This window comes from Rahnella sikkimica (assembly GCF_002951615.1).
Classification (GTDB): Bacteria; Pseudomonadota; Gammaproteobacteria; order Enterobacterales; family Enterobacteriaceae; genus Rahnella; species Rahnella sikkimica.
Map to the genome: position 1 here is coordinate 3,573,028 of NZ_CP019062.1, position 14,573 is coordinate 3,587,600.

General features: G+C 51.6%; 12 protein-coding genes. 6 read left to right on the top strand and 6 right to left on the bottom strand.

Going from position 1 to position 14,573, the window contains the following annotated elements:
- Positions 1 to 10: 10 nt before the first annotated feature.
- The 5 genes from BV494_RS16495 (at position 11) to yiiM (ending at position 5,784) form a co-directional block, all read left to right on the top strand.
- Positions 11 to 1,339, top strand: a complete 1,329-nt coding sequence (locus tag BV494_RS16495) for an AAA family ATPase (protein WP_104923830.1) — start codon at positions 11 to 13, stop codon at positions 1,337 to 1,339.
- A gap of 1 nt (position 1,340) precedes the next feature.
- On the top strand, positions 1,341 to 1,922 hold the full coding sequence (locus BV494_RS16500) for a retron system putative HNH endonuclease (RefSeq protein WP_104923831.1): 582 nt from the start codon (positions 1,341 to 1,343) through the stop codon (positions 1,920 to 1,922).
- Between the two features lie 224 nt (positions 1,923 to 2,146).
- The gene (gene sodA, locus BV494_RS16505) at positions 2,147 to 2,767 is read left to right on the top strand and encodes a superoxide dismutase [Mn] (RefSeq protein WP_104923832.1); all 621 of its coding nucleotides are present in this window, start codon (positions 2,147 to 2,149) and stop codon (positions 2,765 to 2,767) included.
- Positions 2,768 to 3,045: 278 nt separating this feature from the next.
- The gene (locus tag BV494_RS16510; RefSeq protein WP_104923833.1) at positions 3,046 to 4,989 is read left to right on the top strand and encodes a methyl-accepting chemotaxis protein; all 1,944 of its coding nucleotides are present in this window, start codon (positions 3,046 to 3,048) and stop codon (positions 4,987 to 4,989) included.
- A 108-nt stretch (positions 4,990 to 5,097) separates the two neighbouring features.
- The gene (gene yiiM / locus BV494_RS16515) at positions 5,098 to 5,784 is read left to right on the top strand and encodes a 6-hydroxyaminopurine reductase (protein WP_104923834.1); all 687 of its coding nucleotides are present in this window, start codon (positions 5,098 to 5,100) and stop codon (positions 5,782 to 5,784) included.
- Between the two features lie 54 nt (positions 5,785 to 5,838).
- On the opposite strand, the gene BV494_RS16520 is transcribed toward yiiM, so the two are convergent.
- Positions 5,839 to 6,198, bottom strand: a complete 360-nt coding sequence (locus BV494_RS16520; protein WP_104924825.1) for a YibL family ribosome-associated protein — start codon at positions 6,196 to 6,198, stop codon at positions 5,839 to 5,841.
- 88 nt (positions 6,199 to 6,286) lie between these two features.
- Positions 6,287 to 7,762, bottom strand: coding sequence for an aminotransferase-like domain-containing protein (locus BV494_RS16525; protein ID WP_104923835.1), 1,476 nt, complete (start codon positions 7,760 to 7,762; stop codon positions 6,287 to 6,289).
- 139 nt (positions 7,763 to 7,901) lie between these two features.
- On the opposite strand from BV494_RS16525, the gene BV494_RS16530 reads away from it, so the two are divergent.
- Positions 7,902 to 8,510 (top strand): LysE family translocator, encoded by a 609-nt coding sequence (locus BV494_RS16530; protein WP_104923836.1) that lies wholly within the window; start codon positions 7,902 to 7,904, stop codon positions 8,508 to 8,510.
- A 130-nt stretch (positions 8,511 to 8,640) separates the two neighbouring features.
- Here BV494_RS16530 and BV494_RS16535 read toward each other — a convergent pair whose 3' ends face one another.
- The 4 genes from BV494_RS16535 to BV494_RS16550 all read right to left on the bottom strand — a co-directional run bounded on the left by BV494_RS16535 (position 8,641) and on the right by BV494_RS16550 (position 14,568).
- On the bottom strand, positions 8,641 to 9,189 hold the full coding sequence (locus tag BV494_RS16535; protein ID WP_104924826.1) for an MltR family transcriptional regulator: 549 nt from the start codon (positions 9,187 to 9,189) through the stop codon (positions 8,641 to 8,643).
- A 136-nt stretch (positions 9,190 to 9,325) separates the two neighbouring features.
- Positions 9,326 to 10,474: a mannitol-1-phosphate 5-dehydrogenase gene (locus BV494_RS16540; RefSeq protein WP_104923837.1), complete on the bottom strand. Its 1,149-nt coding sequence runs from the start codon at positions 10,472 to 10,474 to the stop codon at positions 9,326 to 9,328.
- A 125-nt stretch (positions 10,475 to 10,599) separates the two neighbouring features.
- The gene (locus tag BV494_RS16545; RefSeq protein ID WP_104923838.1) at positions 10,600 to 12,513 is read right to left on the bottom strand and encodes a PTS mannitol transporter subunit IICBA; all 1,914 of its coding nucleotides are present in this window, start codon (positions 12,511 to 12,513) and stop codon (positions 10,600 to 10,602) included.
- A 513-nt stretch (positions 12,514 to 13,026) separates the two neighbouring features.
- Positions 13,027 to 14,568: an anti-phage dCTP deaminase gene (locus BV494_RS16550; protein WP_104923839.1), complete on the bottom strand. Its 1,542-nt coding sequence runs from the start codon at positions 14,566 to 14,568 to the stop codon at positions 13,027 to 13,029.
- Positions 14,569 to 14,573: the final 5 nt, after the last annotated feature.

Sequence of the window (14,573 nt, forward strand, 5' to 3'; positions counted from 1 at the left end):
AGGAAATCAAATGCGACAGCCGTACCGACTGGAAAGCATAACTCTCAGGGATGTAGGCGTATTTGAGAATACGCATTTTGATTTCCCACCGATTAAAAGCGCCGGGGCTGACGCGGAAAAGGCGGAGATTCATATCTTCACCGGCCCGAACGGCTGCGGTAAAAGTACGCTGCTGTATGCACTGGCGGCGGTGTTTGAATATACATTCAGAAGTGAACATTTACTTATCAGCCGATGTTCTAAGAATTCTTCAACAGTTGATTTCTCTTTTGCTTCACAGGCTAGCTCTATTTACTTAAAAAATTATATTTATACTAAAAATAAAGGGCTTGGAATTTCAGGACAAATGTTGGAGCCCTCCGAAAATGAGCAGTTAAAAAAATACCAACATTTTATGGTTACAATGAGTGGGACAACTGATTTTGCAGCTTTTGCCTATTCCGGCCAATCAAGTTCATCTGATAAGTTTGATGTCACTGCTATTGAAGAGATAACCGAGTCTCCATTTGAAAAAGCTCTATCTTTCAATACAACAGTACGCCCTAAAATTGTCGCCCAATGGATTGCACTTAATCGTTCCAATGCTGCTTTAGCTTTGCAAGATGGTGCACTTGAAGAAATTAAAAATTATGATCTGGCCCTTGAGCGCATCTCAAAGTTCATCAAGACCGTCTGTGATTTAGACGTTTCATTTCGTTTAGAAAGGAATCCGCGTTCTGTTTCTTTAATTATCAACGGTGAAATCGTTCCCTTCAACGTCCTGCCCGACGGCCTCAAATCCATCATCGGCTGGGTTGCTGATCTCGCGCTGCGACTTGAAGCTATTCCGTGGAAGGAAAGCCGGGATATCTTCTCGCAACCGATCATCTTATTCCTCGATGAAGTCGATATTCATCTGCACCCGAAATGGCAGCGTCGCATTCTTCCGGCGATTCAAAAATTACTGCCCAATGCGCAGGTTTTTGTTTCCACGCATTCGCCGTTTGTCGTGGGTTCAGTGGAAGATGCCTGGGTTTACCGGCTGCCAGATCCGCAGCGTCTGGTGTGCCGTGATCCGCATATTGCCGAGGTGATTACGCCGACGGAATCCGCAGGCGGGAAAAGTTATCAGGTGATTCTGGAAGAAGTGTTCGGCGTCGAAGAACAATTTGATGTTGAAACGGAAGAGCTATTAGAACAGCTCCGGCTTGCAAGAAATGGTTACTTAGCTGGCACGCAGGATGACAGTGAACTGAAGAAAACGGTTGAATTGCTGTTGGCCAAAAATAGCGAAGAATTGGAAGGTATTGTCCAGATGGAAATGAGACAAGTTGCAAGGCGCAAACCTAAAGGGAATTAACATGTTAAAAATTACCAGACCGGCTTGCCCGCCGCTTTTAGCGGATGGGCAGGCTAAATGGACAGATGATTTTCTGACTGCGCGTGCAGTCGATCCAAACGCAAAATTTCGCTGGCGATCCCAAAAAAGCTATCAGCAAATGCGTGAAACGCTTTTAGCCATGACGCTGAATCACTGTGCTTTTTGCGATGGAATCATCGGCATAGAAAGCCTGGAAACTGTTGAGCATTTTCAACCGAAAAAACATTTCCCGGCATTGGCTTATACATGGGGAAATTTATTCCCCTGCTGCAACCGATGTCAGGAACAGAAGGGCGAGAAGTACAATCCTGCGCTGCTAAAACCCGATGATGTTCTCTACGATTTTGAACACTTTTTTGTATGCAATGATGATGGTTCGATTGAGCCTTCTGCCGCTGCAACCGGACATGATCAGGAAAGGGCGCAAGTGACTATCGACCTTTACGGACTGAATCTGCCAGCACGCAAAAAACAACGCCGTACTCAGCAAAGGTTATATCGCAGCGGGCCACACGATCTGCCTCTGGATGATTTGCCTTACCGGTTTTATCTTGCTGGCTAAAGGATCAATGATTGAACCCTTTAAGCACTCAGTGCCTTTAGACAAATTAGGATTGTTTGCGGTTATCTGGTTCTAAGCCCCAAATAACAGGGGCTTACGCATGGCCTTACGAAGCGTCGGGCTTAGATAATCATTTTCAATATCATTTAATTAACTATAATGATCCGACTGATTACGCGGTGCTCACAAAGACGGTGCCGCCCTACACTATGGAGACGATGAACATGAGTTATTCACTGCCATCACTGCCTTACGCATACGACGCACTCGAACCGCATTTTGACAAAGAAACGATGGAAATCCATCACTCTAAACACCACCAGGCTTACGTTAACAACGCTAACGCCGCGCTGGAAAGCCTGCCAGAACTGGCTGCGCTGTCTGTTGAAGAGCTGATTGCTGACCTGGACAAAGTCCCTGCGGACAAGAAAGTTGCACTGCGTAACAATGCAGGTGGCCACGCTAACCACAGCCTGTTCTGGAAAGGCCTGAAAACTGGCACCACCTTACAGGGCGAACTGAAATCTGCGATCGAACGCGATTTCGGCAGCGTTGACGCTTTCAAAGAAGCTTTTGAGAAAGCAGCTGCCACCCGTTTCGGTTCTGGCTGGGCATGGCTGGTTCTGAAAGACGGCAAACTGGCGGTTGTTTCTACCGCTAACCAGGACAGCCCGCTGATGGGCGAAGCAGTTTCAGGCGTTTCCGGTTACCCGCTGCTGGGTCTGGACGTTTGGGAACACGCTTACTACCTGAAATATCAGAACAAACGCCCTGATTACATCAAAGCCTTCTGGGCTGTTGTAAACTGGGACGAAGCAGCAAAACGTCTGGCTGAAGCGAAATAATTTCGCTCTGCTGCCCTAAACGGGCATGATGTTTTCGCAAGAGGCAGGTCTGTGACCTGCCTTTTTTATGTCTCGCTTTTTATGCTAAAAACGTAAGCCTGATCACTGTATTTCAGCGAATTATCCCCCGTCCTTCCGTTATTTTTAGACCGCCCTCGCATTAATCAAAAATACACCGCAGAACCTATAAAGTTTGCCGAAATGGCGACCGATAGAACTTTCACAAAGGCGTCACAAAATCGCTAACTTTTCGCAAGGATGTTTGACGGAGAAATACTATGGGCAATGGATCGGGTCTTTCGCAGTGGATGAATAATCTCAAAGTCGGTACAAAACTGGGGCTCGGCTTCGGATTGGTTCTTTTGATCGCAGCAGTGATCACCGCCGCCGGAATGATTAAGTTTAACGATATTAGCCAGCGCGCTGAGAAAGTTGATTTCAGTAATCAGATGAATGCGTTGCTCAATGATGCCCGCCTGAGCCGCACGCTGTATCAGCTCAATTACGACCCTGCCTATCTCAAGCAAAATCAGGACAAAATCAACGCGCTGTCGCAGCTTATTGCACAGTCGAAAGACAAGCTGGAATGGGATGCGACCAGCCAGGCCGATCTCAACCAGGTGCCGGTGAAAATCCGTGAATACCAGGTGGCGCAGGACGCTTTCAAACAGGCTGTCGACAGAAAAGATGCCGTGCGCGCCAGCTGGAATCTTTCTGAAACCGAAGCCGTCGTGAAACGTCTGCAGGACCAACTGCGCGTAGAAGATGCCGATCCGTCGATTCGTCTTTCTCTGGCGGAAGTGATTCAGAAACTGATCAGCGTGCGTTATTACGTGCGCGGCCTGCTGCTCAACATCAACAAAGAGTCTGAAGCGACATTGTTGCAGGCCATCGACGATACCCAGGCCAATGCCAAAAAACTTAACGCACTGTTGCTGCCCAATCAGCAGGCAACGCTGGCCCCGCTGATGACCGCGCTGGCGACGTACAAAAGCCACGTTGTGGCGTACATGCCAGCCTATGAAGATGAGCAGAAAAACTCGCAACTTCTGTCCGTGAAAGCCGCCGAGATGAACGCGCTGGTATCGAAAATCTTCAAAAACGAACTGGATAACACGCATAACGATATCAGCAATGCGCAGATGATCATGATGGTGATTACGCTGATTGTGATGCTGGCCGGTATCCTGATTGCGTGGCGAATTACCCGCCAGATTGCACAGCCAATCCGCGATACGCTGAAAACCGCCGAAGCCATTGCGCAGGGTGATCTGACCGCCGCACGCACCACAACGCGCCGCGACGAACTGGGCATGCTGATGAACGCCGTTGCCGGGATGAGTCAGAATCTGAGTACGATGATTTATGAAATCCGCTCCGGCGTTTCGCAGGTTTCCCACGCGGCAGCCGAAATCGCCGCCGGGAATACCGATTTGTCCTCACGCACCGAGCAGCAGGCCGCCGCGGTTGAAGAAACCGCTGCCAGCATGGAAGAACTGAGCGCCACGGTGAAACAGAACGCCGATAACGCCCATCACGCCAGCAAACTGGCGAGTGAAGCATCCGGCACGGCCACATTGGGCGGCAAACAGGTCGGCGAAGTGGTCGATACCATGCAGCAGATTTCAGGCAGTTCAAAACGTATCGCAGAAATCACCTCCGTCATCAACGGCATTGCGTTCCAGACCAATATTCTGGCGCTGAACGCCGCCGTAGAAGCCGCACGCGCCGGTGAACAGGGCCGCGGGTTCTCCGTGGTTGCGTCTGAAGTCCGCACACTGGCACAGCGCAGCGCACAGGCGGCAAAAGAGATCGAGGGGCTGATTGCCGAATCGGTCGAGCGGGTGAATACCGGTGCGAAGCTGGTAGAAAACACCGGGCGCACGATGCAGGACATCGTGAAATCCGTGTCGCACGTCCGCGATATTATGGGCGAAATTGCGTCGGCGTCTGACGAACAAAGCCGTGGGATCAGCCAGATTTCGCAGGCGATTGTTGAAATGGACAGCACCACTCAGCAGAACGCCGCGCTGGTTGAGCAGTCTTCGGCGGCGGCGGATTCTCTGGAAGATCAGGCCGCAACGCTGACACAGGCGGTATCGGTATTCCGTCTGGCCGATAACGGCAACATGCTGAAAGCGCCCGCGTCCAATGCGCTGCGCCGCCCGGTTCTGCCTCCAGCGCAGGGCAAAACCAATCAGGATAACTGGGAAACCTTCTGATTTTCCCCGCATCACCCTGCGTGATTTTCACGCGGGGTGATTCCTGATACTCCGAACCGGCAATGCAGGTTATGCTGAGGTCAACGACTGATTCCTCGCGGAGACCTTATGCATTATCCCGACGTCTATATCGGCAATATCGAAAGCTACCCGGATTATTCGCCCAGCGCGATTGCTAAACGACAGATCGACGGCGCGGTGGTTCTGACGTCTGCCGGGCTCGAAGGCGATCAGCAGGCAGAAAAGAGTTATCACGGAGGCGCAGACCGCGCGTTGTGCCACTTTCCCCGCGAACACTACGCCTGGCTGCGTCAGCAGTTCCCCGAAGAAGAAGACCGTTTCCATCCTCCCGCCTTTGGCGAGAATCTTTCTACGCTCGGCATGACCGAAGATAACGTGTTTATCGGCGATATTTTCCGCTGGGGCGACGCGCTGATTCAGGTCACACAGCCGCGCGCGCCCTGCTACAAGCTCAATCATTTTCTGGGATGCAAAAATCTGTCACCGTTGTTGCAACAAAGCGGACGCTGCGGCTGGCTTTATCGCGTGATCGGCACCGGAAATGTCAGCGGTGACCGCCCGCTGGAGTTGCTGACGCGCAACAGCGAAGTGTCCGTCGCGGAAGCGATTTCGATTGCCTTTAACATGCCGTTTGATGAGGAACAGTATCGCCGTCTGATGTCGGCGGCCGGGCTTTCTGCCAGCTGGAGCAAAACGATGCAAACGCGTTTGGTTCAGCGCAAGATCGAGGATTTTGGACGGAGATTGTACGGTTCGGAAGGGAAGTCGTTTTAGCTCCCCCTTCGCAGGGGGAGCAGCAGGGCCGACTCGTCTGCCCTGGAGCTAAAATCAGAATTTTTTTATGGCAAAACCGGTCACAACTTTCAGGCCCATTTCGCGGCCCAGTGCGGTCATCGGGTGAACCACCACGATACCGCGTACGGTTTTCTTCAGCGTGCCCATATCAGCCTGTTCTTTCTTGGTGATTTCACGGCTGAACAGTTTTTCCAGTTTCTGCGCTTCGGTGCTAAGTTTTTTTACCCGCACATCTTTCAGACGCGCGATTTCTGCCGCCAGTTTTTCTTTCTCTTCTTCGTGCTTGGCGATCAGCTCAGCATTACCTGCCTGAATAACGGTCGCATCTTTGTGGTTCAGGGCATCCAGCATGTCGCTGAGGCGCTTAATCTCGGTTTTTTCGATTTCTTTCATGGTGTCAGTTCCGTTCATGCCGCAACGGGCACGACTGTAAAAAAGGATAATAACCATCAGTGTATCAGGAAGTGCGTGACTCTTCAGCTTACTCCTGCGCCGCCAGCCCCGGTGGCAGACCGCACATCTCACATGCCCGCTCGCCAATGCGGATCATCGCCGAAATATAGCGTGTGTCGAACACATAACAGCAGGATAAACGCAGGCCGTTACTGTAACGCCCGCTCGGGGAATACAACTGGCCGGGCGTCATGCAGATTTTATCTTTCAGCAGCTGATGGAAGAGTTTGACGCAATCCACTTCCGCCGGAAAATCGACCCAGATGACGAAACCGCCCGCCGGTTGTGTCGCCCTTGTTCCTTGCGGAAAATGCTGAGCGATCAGCGCGCGCGCCTGCTCAACGTGCGCGGCATAACGGCGTCGCAACGTCCGCAGATGATGATCGTAGCCGCCGGATTCCAGAAACAGCGTCAGCGTCTGTGAAAGCAGGGCCGATTCCGCCATCGAGGAAACCGCTTTCAGCTTGTGCAGGCGATCAGCAAAGCGGCCACCTTCCACCCAGCCGATACGAAAATCCGGCGCCAGTGTTTTGGTGAAACTGGTGCAAAACAGGATCCAGCCATCGGTATCAAACGATTTCACCGCCGGAGAGAGCGTCGCACCGAACTGGATCTCCGCATAAAGACCATCTTCAATCAGCGGCACCTGATGAACGTTCATCAACCGTGCCAGCCGTTTTTTGGCGTCCAGCGGCATGGTAAAACCCAGCGGATTTTGCGCCGTCGGCATCGCGATAACCGCATTCAGACGCTTCTCGCTGAGCAGCATTTCCAGCACATCCAGCGATAAACCGGTTTGCGGATCGGTCGGGATTTCCACCGCTTTCAGCCCGAGGCTCGCCAGCATCGGCAGCAGATAAAAATAGGTCGGCGTTTCCAGCCCGACGCTGTCGCCCGGTTTGGTGGTCACGCGCAACGCCAGCTGCAACGCTTCCATGCAACCGTGCGTAATCGTGATATCGGTCGGCTCTAAAATCATGCCCAGCGCCAGCGCACGGCGGGCGATTTGCTGGCGCAGCGCGGGATGCCCCGGCGGTAAAGCATATTTCCCGATCAGATCCGGCTGACGGCGCAACAGGGATGACATAATGCGCCCGAGTTTTCCGCTCGGATAAAAGTCATTGGACTGCGGACAGGCCAGCGACAAATTGGTGTACGCCGGGTCGGTTTGCGAGGCAAAAACAGTGTCGATCAGATCCAGCACTTCGTCTGCCGGTTCGGCGGCTGGCGTCTGAGGTTGTTCATGCGGCGGCTGATGTTCCAGCGCGGGCAATGCGGCACGCACGAAAAAACCGGATTGCGGGCGGGCCTCAATAAAACCGCGATCTTCCAGCCGACGGTACGCCGCGACTACCGTGTTAATGCTGACCGACCAGGTTTGCGCACTGCGCCGCACCGAGGGCAAACGGCTGCCCGGTGCCAGCGTGCCGCGGCGGATCGCGTCGGCCAGTTGTTCCGCCAGCTGGTTGTAACGGGTGTCGGGCAGTTCCGCAATATCGGTCATGGTGTCAGTTCCGTGAAATTGAAAGGGTACAGTTTTTCGTATCTTAAACTGTAACCCTAACAATAGCGTATTTCTGGTTCTGTTACCTTTCCCCTGCACTGATTATTCTGGTTGTCTGGAATACAGGGGAAAAATAAAAATGATAGATACCGCTTTTGTCAGTTACGTCACCGTGATGTCCATTACGCCGGGCCCGAACAATCTGTTGCTGGCAGCATCCGGAGTGAATTTCGGGTTACGCCGCAGCGTGCCGATGATGCTGGGGATCACGCTGGGCTGTGTGGTGCAGTGCGCGCTGATGACGTCCATGCTGGCGATTTTACTGAGCTGGATGAACGTCGTGCGCCTGCCGATGGCCGTGGTGGGGTGTACTTATCTGTTCTGGCTGTCGTGGAAAATCTACCGTTCCGGCACGCCGAAAGAAGGCGAAAAGCAGCAACCGATGAACATGGTCGGCGGCGCACTTTTTCAGGCGATTAACCCGAAAGCCTGGCTGATGGCGACTAACGTGGCGATCCTGTTTACGCCGCCGGACGGCAATATGCTGCATCACACGCTGCTGATTTGCGTTGGCTTCGCGCTGATCAACCTGCCGTGCATTCTGGTCTGGGTGGTGATGGGTGACCGGTTACGTCAGGCATTGCGTGTGGAATGGAAACTGAAACTGTTCAATACGATTATGGGTGGCATGATGGCGTTAACCGCGCTGTGGCTGCTGGTCGGCGAAGTGCGTCACGCGCTTAACTAAAGCGAATCCCCAAAATAGTTCGGGTTGCAGAAAGGCGGCAAGTGATGGAATCCCGATGAGCTTACTCAAGTAAGTGATTCGGGTGACTGAACGCAGCCAACGCATCTGCGGCTCGAAGTATGACGGGGATTTATTTTTTGACCGGAGAAAGACGTGAAGGCTGCTGATTGCTGATATGCGCGATCAGGCCGGTAATGGAAAGTACCATCGTGGAGCGGACGATCTGCTGGTAACGCTGACGTTGCATAGCAATCAGCGATTCGTCGGCTTCACCCGGTTTGAGGAACGTCGGCACGGGCGGCAGCTCCGTCACGCAATGTAATTCCCCGAACGGGCCGAGAATTTCATCGTCAGTAAAACGGTATTCTTCGCCGTCGTAATTCAACTCTTCACGCAGTGCCATCAGTAATTCTGCATCTTCGTACTCATGACGGCTGATCACGCCCAACGCATAAATCAGTTTCAGGCGCACGGAAAGATCGCCAAGCGGACCGGTGCCGGTCAGCAACGGTTCAACAGCGTACTTCACGGCATAATCGTCTTTGCGGAAAACCTGCACGACCAGAATATCCAGCGCTTCGGCCAGTAATTCCACAGCGGTCATCAAAAAGCTGCGTACGGTTTTACCCGCATTAAGCTTTTCCAGTACACGGTTTTCAAACGCCTGAGCTTTTTCCATAGGGCTTACTTGCAGTAAAGAACCGGTGCTAATAGCGCCCCTGTCGTCATCCATGATGCGCGCATGAAGGGCAGGATGATCCTGCCCGACAGGGCTTTCTTTGCCTGGTGTTGGCGAAATCAAAACGAACGCAGTATTAATGCATAGATTCGTAGATTTTTACAGCCTGGGCAACCACTTCGCCCTCTTCCGGCAGGCCTGAAATCTGGGCAAGCGCGGCTTTTGGCCCGACTTTTTCCAGTAATTCGACCAGCTCTTTGGCTTGCGGATCCTGTTCGCTGCGGTAGTGCATCGCAGCCGCAATCCCTCTCACCAGATTCTCATGAGGAAGGCGATATTCCTGAGTGCCCAGCAGAGGTTTGATCAGACGATCGCCCGCGCTCAGTTTACGCAGTGGCTGACGGCCGACGCGTTCAACATCGTCGTGCAGATACGGGTTTTCGAAACGGGACAGAATTTTTTCGATGTACGCCGCGTGTTTTTCCGGGTCAAAACCGTAACGGCGGATCAGCACTTCGCCACTCTCTACCATCGCGCCGCGAACCACCAGACGCACTTTCTCGTCGAGAATAGCATCACGAATTGTCGCGTGGCCCGCCTGCTGACCGAGATACGCAGTGATCGCGTGGCCGGTGTTCAGGGTAAAGAGTTTACGTTCCACGAACGCCATCAGGTTATCGGTCAGCTCCATCCCGGCGATTTCCGGCAGAGGGCCTTTGAACTGCGTTTTATCCACAATCCACTCGCTGAAGGTTTCAACGGTGACTTCCAGCGGATCGGTCGACCCGGCGGCAGCCGGTGGCACGATGCGGTCTACGGCGGAATCGACAAAGCCGATATGCGCTTCAACCCAGGCTTTTTCATCTTCCGGCAGCGCGTTGAATACGTGCTGTTTGAACTGGCTGGTGCCGCGCACCATGTTTTCACAGGCGATAATATTCAGCGGCTTTTCGTTGCCCTGCTGGTGACGCAGCACCAGACCTTTCGCCACGTTTGGCGCGATTTTTTCGAGCACGGTCGGGCCAACGGCGGTGGTCACTAAATCGACTTCGGCAATCAGGTTGATGGCATCCTGACCGGCGCTGTTGACGGCATTCACATTGCTGACAGGCTCAACGGTGGCCTGTTCACCGACAACGTGCACGTTATAGCCTTTACGGCTGTTCAGTGCATCCAGTAAAGCAGGGCTGACATCGGCAAATGTCAGTTCAGCCCCGGCATCAGCAAGTAATTTACCGATAAAACCGCGACCAATGTTACCTGCGCCAAAATGTAATGCTTTCATAATATTTCCTTCAAATCGGGGGCCATACTTTCTGGTAAAAAGCTTTAGGTAAAGCTGGGAGCCGCCCGGCTCCGAATCAACAAGCGGGTCTCGATATCAAGACCCGCTTAGTGACGCTCTACTGATTAACCGCGAAGAATCGTCAGAACTTCTTCAACGCTGGTGGTGTTCGCCAGACGTTCGATCACACCGTCTTCGTCAAGTGCCGTCGTCAGCTTGGTGATCACGTTGATGTGTTCGTTATTACGTGCGGCGATACCCACTACCAGACGCGCTGAATCATCTTCGTCTTCACCCCAGCGGATGCCCGCCGGATACTGGCAGAACACGATACCGGTTTTCAGTACGCGATCTTTCGCTTCGATTGTACCGTGTGGCACCGCGATTGACTCGCCCAGATACGTGGACGTCAGTTGCTCACGCGCCAGCATCGCTTCGACATATTCTGCCTGAACGTAACCGCCTTTCACCAGTTGTTGACCCGCAAAACGAATGGCGTCTTCTTTCGTTGCCGCCTGCAGGCCCAGGAAGATATTGCTTTCGCTGATGCGGAACAGGTTTTCGTTTTCACTGTCGGACACAATGCTGTCGCCCAACGTGGTGGTCACCTTCTCTCTGTACTGGCTGGTTTTGTTCACTTCAACCAGACGTGCTGTCAGGTCAATGTACAGGCCGCTGTCGAGGAAGTTGGTCAGCGAGATGTGCTGTGCATGTGGCACCTGGCGCATCGCACGTTCAGTCAGGTCACGGTGTGTGATGACCAGGTCAACGTCGTCCGGCAGATTGTTGATTGCACTGTTGGTGACGCTGATATTGGTCAGCCCTGCATCCTGCACTTTTTTGCGCAGAACACCGGCACCCATTGCGCTGGAACCCATACCGGCATCACAGGCAACGATGATTTTACGTACGGTAGACAGGTCGCCAGCAACGCCAGTCGCGCCTGGTTTGCCACCTTTGGATTCGGCTTTCATGTCCTGAACGCGACGGGTTGCGTCTTCCAGATCATCACCTTCTTTCGCTTTCGTGGTTTTCAGCAAGAAGGAAGAGACCACGAAGGAGACGGCAAACGCAGCCACGATAGCGGCGATGTTAGCGAAGTAAGCCCCTTTTGGCGTCATCGCCAGCACGGCCAGGATGGAACCCGGAGAAGCCGGAGAAACCAGACCGCCGTTCAGCATAGTCAGGGTGAACACGCCAGTCATACCGCCCAGAATTACGGCCAGCAGCAGACGTGGGTTCATCAGAACGTATGGGAAATAAATTTCGTGGATACCACCCAGGAAGTGGATGATTGCCGCGCCGCCAGCAGATTGCTTAGCACTGCCACGACCGAAGAACATGTACGCCATCAGGACGCCCATACCCGGACCTGGGTTCGCTTCGATCAGGAAGAAGATAGATTTACCGGTTTCCGTCGCCTGCTGGATACCCAGTGGAGAGAAGATACCGTGGTTGATGGCGTTGTTGAGGAACAGGATTTTCGCCGGTTCAACAAAGATAGAGGCCAGCGGCAACAGGTTATGAATAACCATGATGTGCACGCCTGCAGCCAGCACTTTAGACAGCGCTTCTACCAGCGGACCGATAGCCAGGAAGGCGAGGATCGCCAGCAGCATACCGATAATCCCGGCGGAGAAGTTGTTAACCAACATCTCGAAGCCGCTTTTGATTTTACCGTCAACCCAGCGGTCGAAACGCTTGATTGCCCAGCCACCCAGCGGGCCGCCAATCATTGCACCGAGGAACATTGGCATATCCGCACCGACGATCACACCCATTACGGTGATTGCGCCGACCACACCACCGCGATCACCACCGACCAGACGACCACCGGTGAAACCGATGAGCAATGGCAGGAGATAAGTGATCATCGGGCCAACCAGCTTCGCTAATGTCTCATTAGGGATCCAGCCGGTAGGAATGAACAGAGCAGTAATGATACCCCAGGCGATAAACGCGCCGATGTTGGGCATTACCATGTTACTCAGGAAGCGACCAAAGTTTTGAACTTTGATCTTAACGTCTGGTGAAAACATAAAACGCACCCCTATTGATACGCGCTGACAATAGAGCGCGTGATATCAGTTAATTATCGGTGACGGTTATTTCGGTTTTTCTGCCACTGCTTTAAAAATCCGTCCGTCGAATTGCTGTCTGCGAGGCGGACTCTACCACGTGATTATAGGCCTCGCGTAGCCACCCACCAGCCCGTGACGGAGATCACACGTATACGACCACTACCCCCTGCCTTTTGGTGATCATGATCACAAAACACCCCTGTAATCCGGCTACACCGGCGATATTTTGAGCTTGATACGCATAAAAACGTGACGAAAGTCACTTTTTATTAACGAGTCTTTATCATAAAAACGTGATATTCATCACAAAGAATTTTCCGGCGACCTTGCTTATTTCGCTTAAAAACCGTTCAGACGTGTCAGATGAATGTGGAATTGAGTTTACGGGGGAGAGTTTGAAAGAAAATTACAGCATGGGGGGGGGGTTGAGACTACAGGATTTGCAGCCTCATGGACGGCTTCTCAAATTCGCTAAGAAGTGATTTCTTCACCAATTTTTGTGGTCACATTTTGGACGACTTTAAGCTCGAAATCCGTATAGCTGTCCATTTGCTGGGAATCAACATGATGTGAGCTATCAACGTCATAAGTAATCACTTTTCCATTGGCATCTTTACGATCCCGGCTATAGCCGAAAAACTTGCTATAGCGTCTCGGCGCCGTCCCTTCAAAGATATCAAAAATGACTTTATTACTTTTGTCCTGAGCATCTGAACCCGTGATGGAATCACCGTGCAGATCTTCAGCCAAACTCTTCGCGTAGGGTTCAATATAAACAACCCGTTTTATCCCGGCAGCAACGATGTGCCGCGCGCAATTATGGCAAGGATAAGTCGTGCAATATAAAATCTTACCCAGCGTATATCCTCTTGAGGATCTTGATACCGAAGTAATAGCATCCATTTCTGCATGAATTGCTCTTGAGTATTCAATTAACGATTTCAACTTAGTGGTTTTCATTATCTCTTCAGCAAGCTTTTTTTCATTTCCGACGTTAAAATCTTCTAATACTTTTTCAATTTCACGCTTAACAAGTTTTTTATGCTGGTCATTGTGACAACCTCCGTTAGCATAACAACGTTTATCAGCGCTGCCACTTTCACAGGAATAAAGCCCACCGCCAGCCACAGGCACGTCATTACATCCTGTAGCTAAGAGATTGTGGTTTTCATCCATAATTGCGGCACCAACCTGTCGCGAGAGACAGGCAGAACGTAATGAGGCCGAGTTAGCATTAAACATACCGGTTTCATCACGCGTCGGCGTCAGATTATTGGCACCGTGGACAAGATCGACAAACCGGATAACGGACTGATCGAGCCAAAGGTCGTTGGTATTATGAATAAAATAATCTGAAGAATGCAGTGTATCCTCTACCTGCTGACCATATTTGTACGCAGAACGCCGGTCACGGTTAATCACCTCATTAATTTCATTATCATTCAAAGAGTCTTTCTTTAAGTTATTACGTCTTTCTTTTAGCGACCTGATTAATCCGATGAGGTAGAAGTTATTTCGATAAACTTCACGTAATAATTCGATTTCAGCAGGATGCTTTAACTGATCGATGATATAAGCAACTTTATTGGTCGTCTTACCCGACGTCCCTTCGATCCGCCCTTGTTCTAATAACTTGTCGCGCAGGTACCTGATATTCCTGATCGCCATTTGAGCAGCTATCATTGAACCATACTTATCCCTGAGCGCATCGCCTAAATCTTGTAGCTGTATAAAATGCCCGGAACCGTCCAGAGCTTTAAGCGATTGGGCCCGCTCTGCACCCTGAGTTCCAATCATTAAATCGCTGATACGGATATGCTCAACGTGATAATGGCAACTTTTCAAACGTGCGATTAACTTGTCTTTTAAAGTTCGGATCCCGGAACCACTTGCTCCGCATAACCCAAGAATAAGCTCCTGAGAACGTCTTGATAAAATAGAATCGATACTGTCATCTTCGGCAGAACGTTTTGAGCCTGCAATAGGGACAATTTTATTTGCTGAAACAGCCATAGAAA

What these genes read in the sequence shown, in the direction of transcription:
- BV494_RS16495 (WP_104923830.1), top strand. Translation starts at nt 11, where the DNA reads ATGCGACAGCCGTACCGACTGGAAAGCATAACTCTCAGGGATGTAGGC.
- BV494_RS16500 (WP_104923831.1), top strand. Translation starts at nt 1,341, where the DNA reads ATGTTAAAAATTACCAGACCGGCTTGCCCGCCGCTTTTAGCGGATGGG.
- sodA (WP_104923832.1), top strand. Translation starts at nt 2,147, where the DNA reads ATGAGTTATTCACTGCCATCACTGCCTTACGCATACGACGCACTCGAA.
- BV494_RS16510 (WP_104923833.1), top strand. Translation starts at nt 3,046, where the DNA reads ATGGGCAATGGATCGGGTCTTTCGCAGTGGATGAATAATCTCAAAGTC.
- yiiM (WP_104923834.1), top strand. Translation starts at nt 5,098, where the DNA reads ATGCATTATCCCGACGTCTATATCGGCAATATCGAAAGCTACCCGGAT.
- BV494_RS16520 (WP_104924825.1), bottom strand. Translation starts at nt 6,198, where the DNA reads ATGAAAGAAATCGAAAAAACCGAGATTAAGCGCCTCAGCGACATGCTG.
- BV494_RS16525 (WP_104923835.1), bottom strand. Translation starts at nt 7,762, where the DNA reads ATGACCGATATTGCGGAACTGCCCGACACCCGTTACAACCAGCTGGCG.
- BV494_RS16530 (WP_104923836.1), top strand. Translation starts at nt 7,902, where the DNA reads ATGATAGATACCGCTTTTGTCAGTTACGTCACCGTGATGTCCATTACG.
- BV494_RS16535 (WP_104924826.1), bottom strand. Translation starts at nt 9,189, where the DNA reads ATGGAAAAAGCTCAGGCGTTTGAAAACCGTGTACTGGAAAAGCTTAAT.
- BV494_RS16540 (WP_104923837.1), bottom strand. Translation starts at nt 10,474, where the DNA reads ATGAAAGCATTACATTTTGGCGCAGGTAACATTGGTCGCGGTTTTATC.
- BV494_RS16545 (WP_104923838.1), bottom strand. Translation starts at nt 12,513, where the DNA reads ATGTTTTCACCAGACGTTAAGATCAAAGTTCAAAACTTTGGTCGCTTC.
- BV494_RS16550 (WP_104923839.1), bottom strand. Translation starts at nt 14,568, where the DNA reads ATGGCTGTTTCAGCAAATAAAATTGTCCCTATTGCAGGCTCAAAACGT.